This window comes from Pedobacter sp. PLR (genome assembly GCF_026239675.1).
Classification (GTDB): domain Bacteria; phylum Bacteroidota; class Bacteroidia; order Sphingobacteriales; family Sphingobacteriaceae; genus Pedobacter.
The window spans coordinates 36,692-49,582 of sequence record NZ_JAPIVQ010000011.1; the positions used below are offsets into that span (position 1 = coordinate 36,692).

Annotated in this window: 13 protein-coding genes; 4 read left to right on the top strand and 9 right to left on the bottom strand. The window is 40.8% G+C overall.

Annotation, left to right across the window (positions count from 1 at the left end; all coding sequences use genetic code 11):
• Positions 1 to 11 precede the first annotated feature (11 nt).
• Positions 12 to 1,727: an ABC transporter ATP-binding protein gene (locus OQX61_RS22525; protein ID WP_265844083.1), complete on the bottom strand. Its 1,716-nt coding sequence runs from the start codon at positions 1,725 to 1,727 to the stop codon at positions 12 to 14.
• Between the two features lie 95 nt (positions 1,728 to 1,822).
• On the opposite strand from OQX61_RS22525, the gene OQX61_RS22530 reads away from it, so the two are divergent.
• Complete coding sequence (locus tag OQX61_RS22530; protein WP_182960913.1) at positions 1,823 to 3,136, top strand: nicotinamide mononucleotide adenylyltransferase; 1,314 nt, start codon at positions 1,823 to 1,825, stop codon at positions 3,134 to 3,136.
• A gap of 145 nt (positions 3,137 to 3,281) precedes the next feature.
• Here OQX61_RS22530 and OQX61_RS22535 read toward each other — a convergent pair whose 3' ends face one another.
• Positions 3,282 to 3,716: a GNAT family N-acetyltransferase gene (locus OQX61_RS22535; RefSeq protein WP_265844084.1), complete on the bottom strand. Its 435-nt coding sequence runs from the start codon at positions 3,714 to 3,716 to the stop codon at positions 3,282 to 3,284.
• A gap of 186 nt (positions 3,717 to 3,902) precedes the next feature.
• Positions 3,903 to 4,394: a YajQ family cyclic di-GMP-binding protein gene (locus OQX61_RS22540; RefSeq protein WP_265844086.1), complete on the bottom strand. Its 492-nt coding sequence runs from the start codon at positions 4,392 to 4,394 to the stop codon at positions 3,903 to 3,905.
• Between the two features lie 151 nt (positions 4,395 to 4,545).
• On the opposite strand from OQX61_RS22540, the gene OQX61_RS22545 reads away from it, so the two are divergent.
• The 3 genes from OQX61_RS22545 to OQX61_RS22555 all read left to right on the top strand — a co-directional run bounded on the left by OQX61_RS22545 (position 4,546) and on the right by OQX61_RS22555 (position 8,444).
• Positions 4,546 to 5,367: a hypothetical protein gene (locus tag OQX61_RS22545; protein WP_265844087.1), complete on the top strand. Its 822-nt coding sequence runs from the start codon at positions 4,546 to 4,548 to the stop codon at positions 5,365 to 5,367.
• Positions 5,368 to 5,499: 132 nt separating this feature from the next.
• Positions 5,500 to 7,557, top strand: a complete 2,058-nt coding sequence (ppk1, locus tag OQX61_RS22550) for a polyphosphate kinase 1 (RefSeq protein WP_265844088.1) — start codon at positions 5,500 to 5,502, stop codon at positions 7,555 to 7,557.
• Between the two features lie 5 nt (positions 7,558 to 7,562).
• A complete protein-coding gene (locus OQX61_RS22555) occupies positions 7,563 to 8,444 on the top strand; it encodes an exopolyphosphatase (protein ID WP_265844089.1) in 882 nt (293 codons plus the stop codon).
• A gap of 40 nt (positions 8,445 to 8,484) precedes the next feature.
• Here the strand turns inward: OQX61_RS22555 and OQX61_RS22560 are convergent, their stop codons facing one another.
• The 6 genes from OQX61_RS22560 to OQX61_RS22585 all read right to left on the bottom strand — a co-directional run bounded on the left by OQX61_RS22560 (position 8,485) and on the right by OQX61_RS22585 (position 12,869).
• The gene (locus OQX61_RS22560) at positions 8,485 to 8,952 is read right to left on the bottom strand and encodes a 4'-phosphopantetheinyl transferase superfamily protein (protein ID WP_265844090.1); all 468 of its coding nucleotides are present in this window, start codon (positions 8,950 to 8,952) and stop codon (positions 8,485 to 8,487) included.
• A complete protein-coding gene (locus tag OQX61_RS22565) occupies positions 8,949 to 9,203 on the bottom strand; it encodes an acyl carrier protein (protein ID WP_265844091.1) in 255 nt (84 codons plus the stop codon). Before OQX61_RS22565 ends, OQX61_RS22560 begins: the two co-directional genes overlap by 4 nt.
• A 66-nt stretch (positions 9,204 to 9,269) precedes the next feature.
• On the bottom strand, positions 9,270 to 10,547 hold the full coding sequence (locus OQX61_RS22570; protein WP_265844092.1) for a beta-ketoacyl-[acyl-carrier-protein] synthase family protein: 1,278 nt from the start codon (positions 10,545 to 10,547) through the stop codon (positions 9,270 to 9,272).
• Complete coding sequence (locus tag OQX61_RS22575) at positions 10,540 to 10,986, bottom strand: 3-hydroxyacyl-ACP dehydratase FabZ family protein (RefSeq protein WP_265844093.1); 447 nt, start codon at positions 10,984 to 10,986, stop codon at positions 10,540 to 10,542. Before OQX61_RS22575 ends, OQX61_RS22570 begins: the two co-directional genes overlap by 8 nt.
• 39 nt (positions 10,987 to 11,025) lie before the next feature.
• Entirely contained in the window at positions 11,026 to 12,078 is a 1,053-nt protein-coding gene (locus OQX61_RS22580; protein WP_265844094.1) for a type III polyketide synthase, read from the bottom strand.
• On the bottom strand, positions 12,075 to 12,869 hold the full coding sequence (locus OQX61_RS22585) for a methyltransferase domain-containing protein (protein WP_265844095.1): 795 nt from the start codon (positions 12,867 to 12,869) through the stop codon (positions 12,075 to 12,077). The genes OQX61_RS22580 and OQX61_RS22585 overlap by 4 nt, the downstream gene beginning before the upstream one ends.
• Positions 12,870 to 12,891 lie beyond the last annotated feature (22 nt).

Below are 12,891 nucleotides of genomic sequence, written 5' to 3' on the forward strand. Positions count from 1 at the left end.
TCCGGAAATCATTAATGAATATTCGGTGAGCCGGGTATCGCTGCAATTAGTCTTTTAGTATACTCAGCTTTAGGGTGGAAGTAAATCTCTTCCGGAAAACCCAGTTCTTCTATTTTTCCTTTGTTCATCACAATGATGCGATCGGAGATGTGTTTCACCACAGAAAGATCATGCGAAATAAAGATGTAAGTCAATCCGAAATCCTGTTGCAGCTGCCTCAACAAATTAAGCACCTGCGCCTGGACGGAAACATCTAATGCCGACACGGATTCATCGCAAATGATGAATTTCGGCTGTAAGGCCAATGCTCTTGCAATTACAATCCGTTGTCTTTGTCCACCGGAAAACTCATGCGGATACTTGTTGAATGTTGCCGGATTTAAGTCTACCCGCTCCAGTAATTCCAATACATGAGCTTTTCTTTTAGTATCATTTTCGAACAGGCCGTGGACCTGTAGTGGTTCCATTAGGGCATTGCCAATGGTAAGTTTTGGGTTTAAAGAGGAATAAGGATCCTGAAAGATAATCTGTATCTCTCTTCTCATTTTCCGTAGCTCAGATTTATGGATTTTAGTGATTTCTTTTCCTTCGAAAATAAGGTTGCCCGATGTCGGGTTGATCAGCCTTAAAATACTCCTGCCTAAGGTAGTTTTACCGCAACCAGATTCTCCAACGAGGCCCAGTGTTTCTCCCGGGAATACATCAAAACTAACCTGATCTACTGCTTTTACATAATCAGTGGTTTTTCCGAAAAGGCCTTTTTTAATGGGAAACCAGGTGCAAAGGTCTTTGACTTGCAGGATGGGTTGCTGCGCATATAATTGAGCTCTCCTGTCGCTAATTTCCTGCGGCTGGTAATTATTGCTTTTTAGCAGGTGGGCTACGGCCAGATCGGGATCTCCCGCCAGGAAATCGGCAACTACAGGGAGTTTTTTCAACAGGAATTGAGGGTTTGGCCGGCAAGCCAGTAAACCTTTGGTATATGGATGTCCCGGCGATTCAAAAACCTTTTTGGTGGATCCCTGTTCTACGATCTTTCCTTTGTACATGACGGCGATCTGGTCGGCGATCTCTGCAATGACACCTAAATCATGGGAGATAAAGATCATTGCCATATCCCGTTCTTTTTTAATCCGCATTAACAGCTGAAGGATTGTCTTTTGAACGGTCACGTCTAATGCAGTGGTAGGTTCATCAGCAATTAAAAGCTCCGGATTACAACTCAGGGCCATCGCAATCATGACGCGCTGTTTTTGTCCGCCGGACAACTGATGCGGGTAACTTTCAAATATTTGCTCCGGACGGGGTAATTGCACTTCCTCAAATAAGGCAATGGTTTTTTCTTTAGCGCTTGCTTTATCGCTATGCTGATGGAGCATTATAGCCTCCTGTACCTGATAGCCACAAGTGAATACCGGATTTAAGGAGGTCATCGGTTCCTGAAAAATCATGGCAATTTTGTTACCTCTATATTTACGGATTTCCTCCGGAGAGAGGTTTAACAGGTCTACTCTGTCAAATTCTATGTCGCCCTTAACTTTTGTATTTACCGGATCATGAAGCCTCATAATAGAAAAAGAGGTGACCGATTTTCCGGATCCGGATTCTCCGACAATGCCCAGAACTTTCCCTTTATCTACACGGAAACTGATGTCACTCACCGCAGTAAGCCAGGATTTATCTGCTTTATTCAGAAATTGTATGTTGAGGTTGGTAACGTTTAGCATCTGACAACCAAGATAGTGTTTTGATCTTTAAATTTTTGATTCAAGATCGGCAATTTTATGGCCTGAATTCCGTCTTATTGTGTTATTTTTGCAGTATGGAAAGAGAAATTCTGGATACCAAGCGTAAAGCCTTGAAGATTAACTTAAACCCTAAGATTTACGGAACCTTCGCAGAAATTGGTGCGGGGCAGGAAGTGGCCCGTAACTTTTTTACTGCGGGTGCTGCCTCTGGAACAGTTGCTAAAACCATGTCGGCTTACGATATGACTTTCAGCGATGCGATTTATGGAGTAGAAGAATCAGGGAGATATGTTAGTCAATCCAGACTGTTAAAGATGTTGAGTCATGAATTTGGTCTGCTAAATGAAAGATTGAACGGTGAGAAATATGACGACCGTACTTTCTTTGCTTTTGCAGATACTGTTACGACTTTAAATTACAACAAATCAAATGATCCCCATGGCTGGATTGGAATTCGTTTTCAATCGGAACCAGGAGGAGAACCAAATGAGATCTTTTTCCATGTGAGATTGCTGGATACTGATGCTGCACTACAACAGAATGTATTGGGGATTATTGGTGTGAATCTGGTTTATGCAGCTTTCTACTATAATAATGATCCGAAAACCATGATCGAATCTTTAGCAGATAACCTGACTGTAGGTTCTGTAGAGATCGACCTGATTTCGGTGAGCGGTCCTGCTTTTGGAAAGATCAACAATATTCTTTTGAATCTTTATCTGATTGTAAAAGACTTTTCTGATGCGGCGATTTTTGATTCCCTGGGAAACCCTTGTCTGCCGAAAGACTTGCTTTATAAAAAGGATATCATGATTCTACGCACCAAATACGCGCAGAAATCCAATCCTAACTTTAGTATGTTGAACAAGGCCGTAGACCAGTTTGTCCGCTCAGAAAGCGTTAGCAAAGAGAATCTAAGTGTATTGATCGAGGTACTTTTATCTAATGTATTGAGTGCCGGTGACGATGAACCGGAAAGTTTTGACCTGGAAGCTGTTGCAAAACGTGCGGAAGATATGTGTAAAACGGGTAACCTTGTGATGGTATCTAACTTTGCCAGACACAATAAACTGGCGAAATACCTGGACCGTTGCAAACCAAAAAGTGTTGGGATTTCTACGAATATCAACAACTTGAAATTCGTGTTTAATTCCAGTAATTTCGGCGAGAATTATTCCAGCCAGTTGCTGAGTTATGTGAGTGATATGTTTAGCAAAAATGTACGCTTGTTTGCTTATCCTTTCCTGGATAAAAAGACGAATACGGTAATTACAAGCGCAAATATGCCGGTAACACCGGATGCAAAGCCATTGTTCGACTTTCTGATTCTAAACGGCTACATCGCCGATATTAAGGATTACAGCGAAGGAGATGTGAAAACGGTTTAAGTAATAAACCTTCTTTTGATTTTAAAGGGTTGTTCTTAAAAGAATGACAGCTATATCATAAGCCCGGTCTTTGAATTTATTCTTCGACGGGCTTTTTGTCTTTTATTGGACTTTACAGGTCTTTTCAATTGGCTGAGGTGCTTATTTATAAATAAGCATCTTTAATGACAACGGCCATTAAGCGGTCCGGATGGTCGATCTGTTTGAATCCAAATTGCGCATATAAGTTATGTGCATCCATTGTAGCCAGCATATATCTTCTCAATCCTTGTAAGTCCTGATGAAAAAGCATTAATGACATGAGTTTTTTTGCCAGGCCTTGTCCGCGGTAGATTTCTTCTACATATACATCCGCCAGGTAGGCAAATGTGGCTTTATCTGTAATCCATCTTGCAAAACCGATTTGCTTTCCTTCGATATAAATGCCGAAACACAGGGAGTTGGCGATCGACTTTTTTACGGTTTCCAGCGGGATATTCTGCGCCCAGTAGGACTGAGTACTTAAGTAATGATGAATGGCAATCGGATCTATTTTCTGAGGATCATCAGAAAAAACAAATCCACTATCAGTAATTTCCATCGGCTTTTGTTTTTAAAGTACCTGTTTGAAAAAAATCAAGAGAGCAATCATTTGATCACATCATTAAAAGATGTGATCAAATGAATATCAGCACCTATATGATGCAGGATTGTTAAATTCTGCAATTGAAAATAAGGTTGCAGAGGAATAAGGAATATTGCTCCTTAGTTGATCGTTGTAACTGGATTAGTTACGCATATTAATGAACTGTAATGGCTGACCGAAGTCTTCGCCTCTACAAAGTGAAATGACGCCCTGCAGGTCATCAATGCTTTTACTCTGTACTCGAACCTGGTCATCCATCATCGAAGCCTGAACTTTTAATCCACTGGCCTTTATTTTTGCAACAATTTTTTTAGCGGCTTCTTTGTCAATACCTTCCTTGATAGAAATCTCTTTTCTGATCATATTTCCGGAAGCATATTGTTCTTTTCCAAAGTCTAAACTCTTAGGATCAAGACCTTGTTTAACCATTCTGGAGATAATAGCATCCTCAATGGCTTTTAAACGCATATCATCTTCTGTTACGATCGTGATTTGGTTGGTTTTCTTGTCATGATCAATCGTACTCTTAGAGGCATTGAAATCATAACGGTTTAGGATTTCTTTTTTGGCATTGTTCATCGCGTTATCAAAAGTTTGCGCGTCAACTTTACTTACAATATCGAAAGTGGGCATGATTATAGCTTTAGAATAAAAAAAATATTAGATTTAAGTGAAATTTAACCCATTATGGGTGCTCATCACAAATATAAACATTAAACGAGGAATATGAACTGAGCAGTGTCCTATTTATCTGATCAACCTAAAAACTTATAAATAAACGAATATGAAAGGCAAAAAATCAAGAGTAGAAAAGAAAGTTGCTAAAAGTGCAGCAAAAAAACAATTGGAGAAAAGTCTAAGTGCGAAGTTTTTCGAAGTGGTAAAACATTTGGGACATGATGCAGAGAAAATCGGTGATGATATTGCAAAAGCAAGTAAAGTCGTAGCAAGAAAACTTTCTACGAAATTCCTTGAAGTGAAAGAAGCCGTAAATTCAAAATTGGAAGAAGCTGCAAAAGCGAATAAACCACTGAAAAAGAAAGCGGAGAAAAAGGCCAAAGTTTTGAAAAAAGAGGTCGAAAAAGAAGTAAAGAAAGCAAAAAAAGTAGTTAAGAAAGCAGTAGCAAAAGCTAAACCTGTTGTTCAAAGCGTAAAAGTTGCCGCGATTGCAACAGAAGAAAAAGCAGCAGATGCCTTGGCTAAGCCTTTAAAGAAAGCAACAGAAAAAGCTAAATCAGCAGCTAAAACAGCGGCAGAAAAAGTGGCTGTATTAAAGAAAGAAGTGGCTGAGGTAGTGAATGGAGCTGCTAAACCAACCGCTAAATCTAGTGGAGCGAAAACAGCGGCTAAAGCTAAGCCGGCTGCAACTAAAGCTACAACGGCTAAATCGGTTGTTGCTAAACCTGTTGCCGCTAAAACAACAGCTGCAAAACCGACAGCAACTAAACCTACAGTAGCAAAAGCTTCTGGTGTTAAAGCGAGTGTGGGCAGACCGGCTAAAAAAGCAACGGCTCCTGTGACAGCGGAAAAGGCAGCGGATTCAGGAAATACAAGTACTGAGGTGGAAACGGTTGTAGAAAAAACAACGGATTCAACGCCTGTATAGGGAATCCTAAAAAGCAAAATAGCGGGACGTTAAGTTTTAATTCTTGGAGGAGGTGATAATTAACACTGAATTAACAATAGAATTTGCAGTTTTGAGCATCCCTGTTTCTTACAGGGATTTTTTTATTTATACATGACAAGAAAAAAGGCACCATTCCTAAATAGAGAGATTAGCTGGTTGTATTTTAACGAGCGGGTGTTGCAGGAAGCGGCAGATGAAACAGTGCCCTTGATAGAAAGGATTAAATTCCTTTCTATCTTTTCTTCTAACCTGGAAGAGTTTTATAGGGTAAGGGTTGCCACCATGAGCCGTTTGGCCAATCTAAATGAAAAAGCGAAGGCCTTATTAGGATTCAATCCTAAAAAGATCTTAAATGAAATAAAGAATATCGTGGTGAAGCAGGAGCGGAAATTCGAGCTGCTGTTTCAGGCCACACTAATCAATGAACTGGCACAAAACAGGATTTTTATCCTCAATGAAACACAGTTAAATGTGGCCAGGGGAGAGTTTGTGAGGAATCATTTTAGAGATAAAATCCTTTCTAACCTGGTACCCATCATGATCGATCTGGAAAAACCATTCCCGGAATTAAAAGACAGGTTTCTTTATTTCTTTGTACGCCTTTCTAAGGCTTCTTCGAAAACCAGCGCAAGGTATGCACTCATCGAATTGCCAGCTAATCTACCCCGGTTTCTGGTATTACCGGAAACTAATGGGTTAAAGTTTATCATTTTGGCAGAGGATATTATTAAATATTGTCTGGATGATATCTTTTATGTGTTTAATTATGATGTAATTGATGCGTTTTCTATACAGCTGACTCGGGATGCAGAATTAGATATCGATAAAAGAGTTAGTGATAAGTTTATTGAAGAATTAAAGAGTAGTCTGGATAAGCGGAAAAGAGGCAAGCCCATGCGACTTTTATACGATACCGAAATGCCTTTCGAGATGTTAACGGTATTGTTGAATAAAATGAAAATTGAAGCAGAAAGCTTGATCCCCGGAAATCGATACCACCGCTTCGGTGATTTTATTGCTTTCCCGAATGTGGGTGGAAAAGAGCTTGAATATGCGCCAAATGTTCCTTTGAAAGTAGCCGGTTTACATCGTACAGAAAGCATTTTCAATAAACTGGCAGAAAAAGATTACCTCGTAAACCTGCCTTACCAATCTTATGATTACATCATTTTATTCCTGAGAGAGGCGGCAATTGATCCGAAGGTAACAGAGATTAATATTACCCTGTATCGCCTTGCAGAAAACTCAAAAGTGGTTAATGCGCTGATTAATGCCGCTAAAAACGGTAAAAAGGTGAATTGCCTGGTAGAGCTGAAAGCGAGATTCGATGAAAAGGCAAATATTTTCTGGAGTACCAGATTAAAAGAAGAAGGGGTGAATGTAAATTATGGTCTGACAGATTATAAAGTGCACTCGAAAATCTGCCTTGTCAAAAGAATGGAAAAAGGAAAGGCAGTATATTACGCCAATCTGGCCACAGGTAATTTCAATGAAAAGACGGCCGGAATCTATTGTGACCATAGCATCTTTACCGCAAAAAGAGAGATTACACAGGATCTTGTGAAACTGTTTGCGGGACTAAATAAGAAAATTGTAGTCAGTGGATTTAAACATCTGATCGTTTCGCCACTGGAAACACGTACCAAATTTTATCAATTGATTGATCGTGAAATTAAGATCGCAAACTCAGGGAAACCTGCTTATATGATCCTTAAAGTAAATAGTCTGGCGGATGAAGGCATCGTAGAAAAATTATATGAGGCCAGTAATGCAGGGGTGAAAATCAAGATGATTGTTAGAGGGATTTGTACCCTGGTACCCGGTATAGAAGGTTTCAGTGAAAATATTACCGTCATCAGTATCATTGATAAATTTTTGGAACATGCCCGGGTTTTCATTTTTGGGAACAATGGTAAAGAAGAAATGTACCTTTCCTCTGCAGATTTAATGAGCAGGAATTTCGAGCATCGTGTAGAGGTCGGCTTTCCGGTGTTGGACAAAGAGGTGAAACAAGAAATTCGTGATATTATAGAGTTCCAGCTTCAGGATAATGTCAAAGCGCGTGATATCACCAAAATGAACAACAACAAATACCATAAAAATAGAATCAATACTAAGGTTAGAGCGCAGGTTCAAACCTATAATTACTTAAAAAATAAACACCAATAAAGCCAATGCTTAGATATGCTGCTATAGATATAGGGTCCAATGCCGTGAGGTTGTTAATTGCCGACATCACGAAAACTGATGAAGGGTTTGGCTTTAAGAAAAATACATTAATCAGGGTTCCTTTACGTTTAGGGGATGACGCTTTTCTGGATCACCGCATTTCTAACAGAAAAACGGAAGATTTGCTGAAAACCATGACCGCTTTTAAAAACCTGATGGACGTTTATCACGTCACTAAATACCTGGCTTGTGCCACCTCAGCAATGCGTGAGGCAGAAAATGGGAGAGATATTATCAAACAGGTAAAGGAAGTTTGCGACCTGGACCTGGAGATTATCCAGGGACAAAGGGAAGCGAATATCATTTATGCCAATCATATTGAAGAGACGCTTGACAATAAAAAGAGCTATTTATATATCGATGTTGGTGGGGGAAGTACAGAACTTTCTGTCTTTGTGAACCGGATTCCAGTGGCTTCCAAATCTTTTGATATCGGAACGATAAGAATTCTGGACAATCAGGATAGAGAAGAGACCTGGGAAGAGATGAAACTGTGGGTAAAAGAAAATACAAAGGGCCATAAAAATCTGGCGGCGATTGGTACTGGTGGAAACATCAATAAACTGTACCGCATGTCTGATGAGAAAGAAGGGATGCCGATGTCTTTTATCAAGCTAAAAACGCTTTATAACAATCTTAACAGTCATTCTTTAAAAGAGAGAATCCAGGTTTTTGGATTAAACCCCGACCGTGCAGACGTAATTATTCCAGCTTGCGAGATTTACATCACGCTATTGAAATGGACAGGAATTAAGCAGATTTATGTGCCAAAAGTTGGACTTGCGGATGGTATTATCAATCTTTTGATTGAAGAAAACTTAATGTAGTAATGACTTAATAGATTCCTTATAGGTAATAGCAGCTGGCTTATACATAAGCCAATGCCAGGTATCGGCCATGGTGACTCACCGTGGCCGGATCCGTATTCCTATAGCTGGTGTCTGTTGGATTATACCCAGTGATTTTCACGGTAATCGCTTGCATAGGGTGTTGTTCAGTCGCAATCGTGTGGATAAATTGAGCAGTCAGCATCGTTTGACTGAAAAAGGTGTGACTTTCACATTCCACGCTACCAATTGCCAATTCTTCTTTGATTTCCAGGGTCTTGCAAATGAGTTTTAAAGGAGCGAATGCACGCCAGGTTTTCCTTCGGGAATAAATTTTATAGGCAGCTTCTTTCATACTCCATAATAACCAGACCATTTGCCCGGGGTTACTGGCCTCCAGAATCCATTGCTGCTCGTTTTTTGTAAACAGCTTGTTCAGATATCCTTTTCTGCGCCAGTTACTTTCCAGTGCTGCCTGTCGCAAATCAACGATATCATTTCCTATCATTTTGCTTTCAATTTGTCGGTGATGATTTCTATCGCAGCACTTACATTCAGCATTCTTTCCATAGCGAGATTGTCGATTTCTATGTCGAATTCTTCTTCTACATCGAGAACCACATCTACCAGATTGGCGGAATTGATTTTGAGGTCTTTAATAAAATCGGTGCTTTCACTGAGGTATTCTAAAGCATCTTTGTCGTGGCTGTAATTGGCAACAATGACCTTTAATTTGGAGAGTATTGAGGATCTGTCCATGTTTTCTTTTTGAAATGGTATGGCTATCATTTTCCAGGATTATAAGTGGTATTTCTTACAAACAGATTAGGTGCTAATATGTTTTTTAAAAATGATACAGGCGTTTACGTCTCCAAAACCGAAACTGGCTTTGGCAAGGATACGGATGGGATGCGGGCTTGCTTTTTGGGGGATGCGGGATGAAGAAATCAGTGCAGTGATTTCCGGATTCAGGTCTTCGCAATTGAGGTTTGGGGCAATAAAATCATGTTGCATTTGCAATAGGGAAGCCACACATTCGATACTGCCGGCGGCACTGAGGCAGTGGCCAACCATTGATTTTAAAGAGTTGATAAAAGGGAAGTTTTCGCCGCTTCTTTGTAAAGCTTCGCACCAGTTCTGAATTTCTAAACTGTCTTTTGAGGTAGCAGTGAGGTGTCCGTTGATGAAGTCGATATCGCTGGCCTGAATACCAGCATTTTGAATTGCAGTGCGGATACAGCGTTGAACAGCCATTGCATTTGGGGCAGTCATGGTTCCTGTGCCTCTTTGGCCGCCGGAATTCAGATTTCCACCTAATATTTCCGCGTAGATTCCTGCCCCTCTGGACAGGGCGCTTTCCAAAGATTCCAGTACAAATGCCCCTGCACCGCTTCCGGGCACAAAACCACTGGCACTGGCGCTCATTGGTCTGGAGCCTGATTCAGGAGTTTCATTGTGTTTAAACGTACAGACTTTCATAGCGTCAAATCCGGCCCAGATATAAGGCCCGCTGTCGCTGGTGCTCCCCGCAAGCATTCTTGTCGCCTGACCGGATTTAATGCGCTCATAAGCCATTAAAATGCTTTCTGTGCCCGTTGTACAAGCCGATGAATTACTGCTGACCTGGTTACCAAGTCCGAGTTTGCCGCCAATGTAGGCACTGATGCCACTGGCCATGGTTTGCGCGACCACATTGCTACCTAAACGACGGGTTTGTAAGTCGTCTATTTTGTAAATGGCCTCTCTGAATTTGTCGACTCCCGTAGTACCACTGCCAAATATCGTTCCGCTGTCCCAGTCGGGTTCTCCGGATTGTTCAATATTTAGTCCTGCGTCTTTCCAGGCGTCCATGGCGGCGATGACGCCATACATGATACCGGAACTGTTGAAGTTCCTCAGTTCCAGTTCCGAGAAATAGTTGGCAATTAATGCGTCAGAAAGAACAGGAGTACCTGCAATCTGGCAGGAAAACTGAAGTTTTTCTAATAACGGATGATGGGTGATGCCGGAACGACCGGCGCGGATAGCCTCAAGAAAAGGAGCTAAACCGACTCCATTTGGTGCGACCACACCCATACCCGTTATGACAACCCTGTTAGCCATTCATTTTATTGGTTACCATTCCTGAAATGGTTCCTTTACAAACGATTTCTCCGGCTGCATTGGTCATTTGTACATTGCAATGAAGTTTTTTGAAACGGAAATATACCTTTTCAGTCGTTACGGTTACTTTCTCTCCGGGGAAAACCGGTTTCATGAAATCGATAGCTGTGGAGGTTAACATCACGTGTCCCGGAAGACCGGAAGCTGCCGTTGCCGTCAGGTAAATACCAAGGCATACCAAACCGATTTGTGCCATAGTTTCTGTTAAAATCACACCTGGTGTTACCGGATGATCCTTGAAATGGCCCTTGTAAAAATCAAGATCTTTATCGTAAGTATAAGTCCCGACAGAACCATTCTCGTCGATAGACAATAGTTCGTCAACAAATAAAAACGGTTTGCTATAAGGTAAGTGGGTTAGGATTTCTTCTTTGTTCATGTTTATCTCAATTATCTTTATCTTAATTGTCTGGTAAAGTTACCACTTTAATAATATTCTCTGGGCAGAAAAACCAGGTCCGAAGCTGAGCATTAGCCCGAGATCTCCTTTTAAAGGTTTCTTATCCATAAAACGTTCCAGGACATATAACACCGTTGCGCTGGACATATTCCCGTATTGCCGCAGTACTTCTTTGGTATCCAGGATGTTTTTTCCGGAATTGCCGAAGAGTTCTTCTACCACCTGTATGATCTTTTTGCCACCCGGATGAAAAATCAAATGATCGATGTCTTCTAAAAGTAAATCATGTTTCTTTAGAAAAGGATGAATGATTTCTGGAAAATGGGCCGCTATGTTTTCAGGGACATCTACATCTAAGACCATTTTTAAACCTGTATTACTCAAATGAAAACCCATCAGCTGTTCGGAATTGTAAAAATGATACATTTCTTCTCCAATGATTTCAGGACCATTTTCATTTTCATCAGAAGACAATAAGACACAGGCGGCACCATCGCCGAAAATAGCGGCACTCACCATATTGGCCATGGAAAAATCATGGAGTTGAAGGGTAGATGTTGGCGATTCTACCGCAACGACTGCGGCGCGTTTTCCCGGATTTGCTTTTAAAAAGTTCTTGGCGTAAATAATGCCGGAAATCCCTGCTGCACAACCCATTTCCGTTACCGGAAGGCGCACAATGTCCTGACGAAGGTTTAAAGCATTGACCAGGTAAGCATCCAGGGAGGGAATCATGATCCCGGTACAGCTTACGGTAATGATATAGTCCAGGTCTCTGGCTTGCCAGCTGGCTTTTTCCAGGGCATCCCGCAGGCAGTTTGTGCCAAGCTTGATGCCTTCACGAATGTAAATGTCATTCCTTTCTTCAAACGAAGCATTTCCGAAAACTTCTTCCGGAGACATGATGGAATACCTTTGGTCGACCATCGCGTTTTCAAAAACTTTCTTTACTTTTCTTTGGAAACGCTCTTCCTGCCCGGACAACCAGGTGTCTAAGAATGGAATGATTTCCGCTGTGGTTCTGGAAAATTCTGGAATTGACTTGGCGACTGCTATAATTTTTACACTCATATTGTAGGAATGATCCATTGGTAGCGGAAAGCCCATTTCCATCGGATAGATGTGTTGATTAGTTTCAATTGATTGGAATATTGCTCCAGGTCTTTTCTTTTAAATCCTCTTAAAATAGAAATGAGGCCATCTTCTTTTGACATTTTATTGAGCCTGAATACGAAGCACAACGCGATAAACAGGTAGTAGGGGATGGCACTGCGTTGTAAATCATTAATGACGATGCCTAGCCTTGCTTTTTCGCGGAATATCGTAAGCAGCTGGATAATTTCGGGGTCTTTAAAATGATGTAAAGTGAGGGTGCATAAAATAATGTCATAATGCTCAGGTAGCGCGGATTCTTGAAAAACATCAACGCATTCATAGCTGATGTTTTCATAAGCAGATGATAATTGACTCGCATGTTGAACAGTAAAGGCGTTGGCATCGATTCCTTTAAGCTTGAATTTTAAATGATTGCTATTGGCGTAATCAGCCAGAACACGTAACATATCTCCGTTTCCACACCCTACATCAAGAATGCTGATTTCGGTGGTTTCTTCGGGCTTTACTTTTGCGGAATACACTGTTTTTGGAGTAGGAATTGCTTTTTTGAAAGATTCCACTTTTACAGAATCATGCAGTTTTACATAGTTCAGCAATTCTTTGACACCAACAAGTGTCACTTTATTACCCCCCAATAATTGGTTAATACCAGCTATTTTGTCAAGTGCATCTTTTAATATTTCTCCTTCCATGGAAAAGTTATCCATGATTTCCGGCAAATCGCTTCTGTAACGGGTATCTATCATTTAATTTAGATATTTCGGGCTG

Bases quoted from the DNA above. Each gene is read 5' to 3' on its own strand.
- OQX61_RS22525 (WP_265844083.1), bottom strand. From the start codon at position 1,727: ATGCTAAACGTTACCAACCTCAACATACAATTTCTGAATAAAGCAGAT.
- OQX61_RS22530 (WP_182960913.1), top strand. From the start codon at position 1,823: ATGGAAAGAGAAATTCTGGATACCAAGCGTAAAGCCTTGAAGATTAAC.
- OQX61_RS22535 (WP_265844084.1), bottom strand. From the start codon at position 3,716: ATGGAAATTACTGATAGTGGATTTGTTTTTTCTGATGATCCTCAGAAA.
- OQX61_RS22540 (WP_265844086.1), bottom strand. From the start codon at position 4,394: ATGCCCACTTTCGATATTGTAAGTAAAGTTGACGCGCAAACTTTTGAT.
- OQX61_RS22545 (WP_265844087.1), top strand. From the start codon at position 4,546: ATGAAAGGCAAAAAATCAAGAGTAGAAAAGAAAGTTGCTAAAAGTGCA.
- ppk1 (WP_265844088.1), top strand. From the start codon at position 5,500: ATGACAAGAAAAAAGGCACCATTCCTAAATAGAGAGATTAGCTGGTTG.
- OQX61_RS22555 (WP_265844089.1), top strand. From the start codon at position 7,563: ATGCTTAGATATGCTGCTATAGATATAGGGTCCAATGCCGTGAGGTTG.
- OQX61_RS22560 (WP_265844090.1), bottom strand. From the start codon at position 8,952: ATGATAGGAAATGATATCGTTGATTTGCGACAGGCAGCACTGGAAAGT.
- OQX61_RS22565 (WP_265844091.1), bottom strand. From the start codon at position 9,203: ATGGACAGATCCTCAATACTCTCCAAATTAAAGGTCATTGTTGCCAAT.
- OQX61_RS22570 (WP_265844092.1), bottom strand. From the start codon at position 10,547: ATGGCTAACAGGGTTGTCATAACGGGTATGGGTGTGGTCGCACCAAAT.
- OQX61_RS22575 (WP_265844093.1), bottom strand. From the start codon at position 10,986: ATGAACAAAGAAGAAATCCTAACCCACTTACCTTATAGCAAACCGTTT.
- OQX61_RS22580 (WP_265844094.1), bottom strand. From the start codon at position 12,078: ATGAGTGTAAAAATTATAGCAGTCGCCAAGTCAATTCCAGAATTTTCC.
- OQX61_RS22585 (WP_265844095.1), bottom strand. From the start codon at position 12,869: ATGATAGATACCCGTTACAGAAGCGATTTGCCGGAAATCATGGATAAC.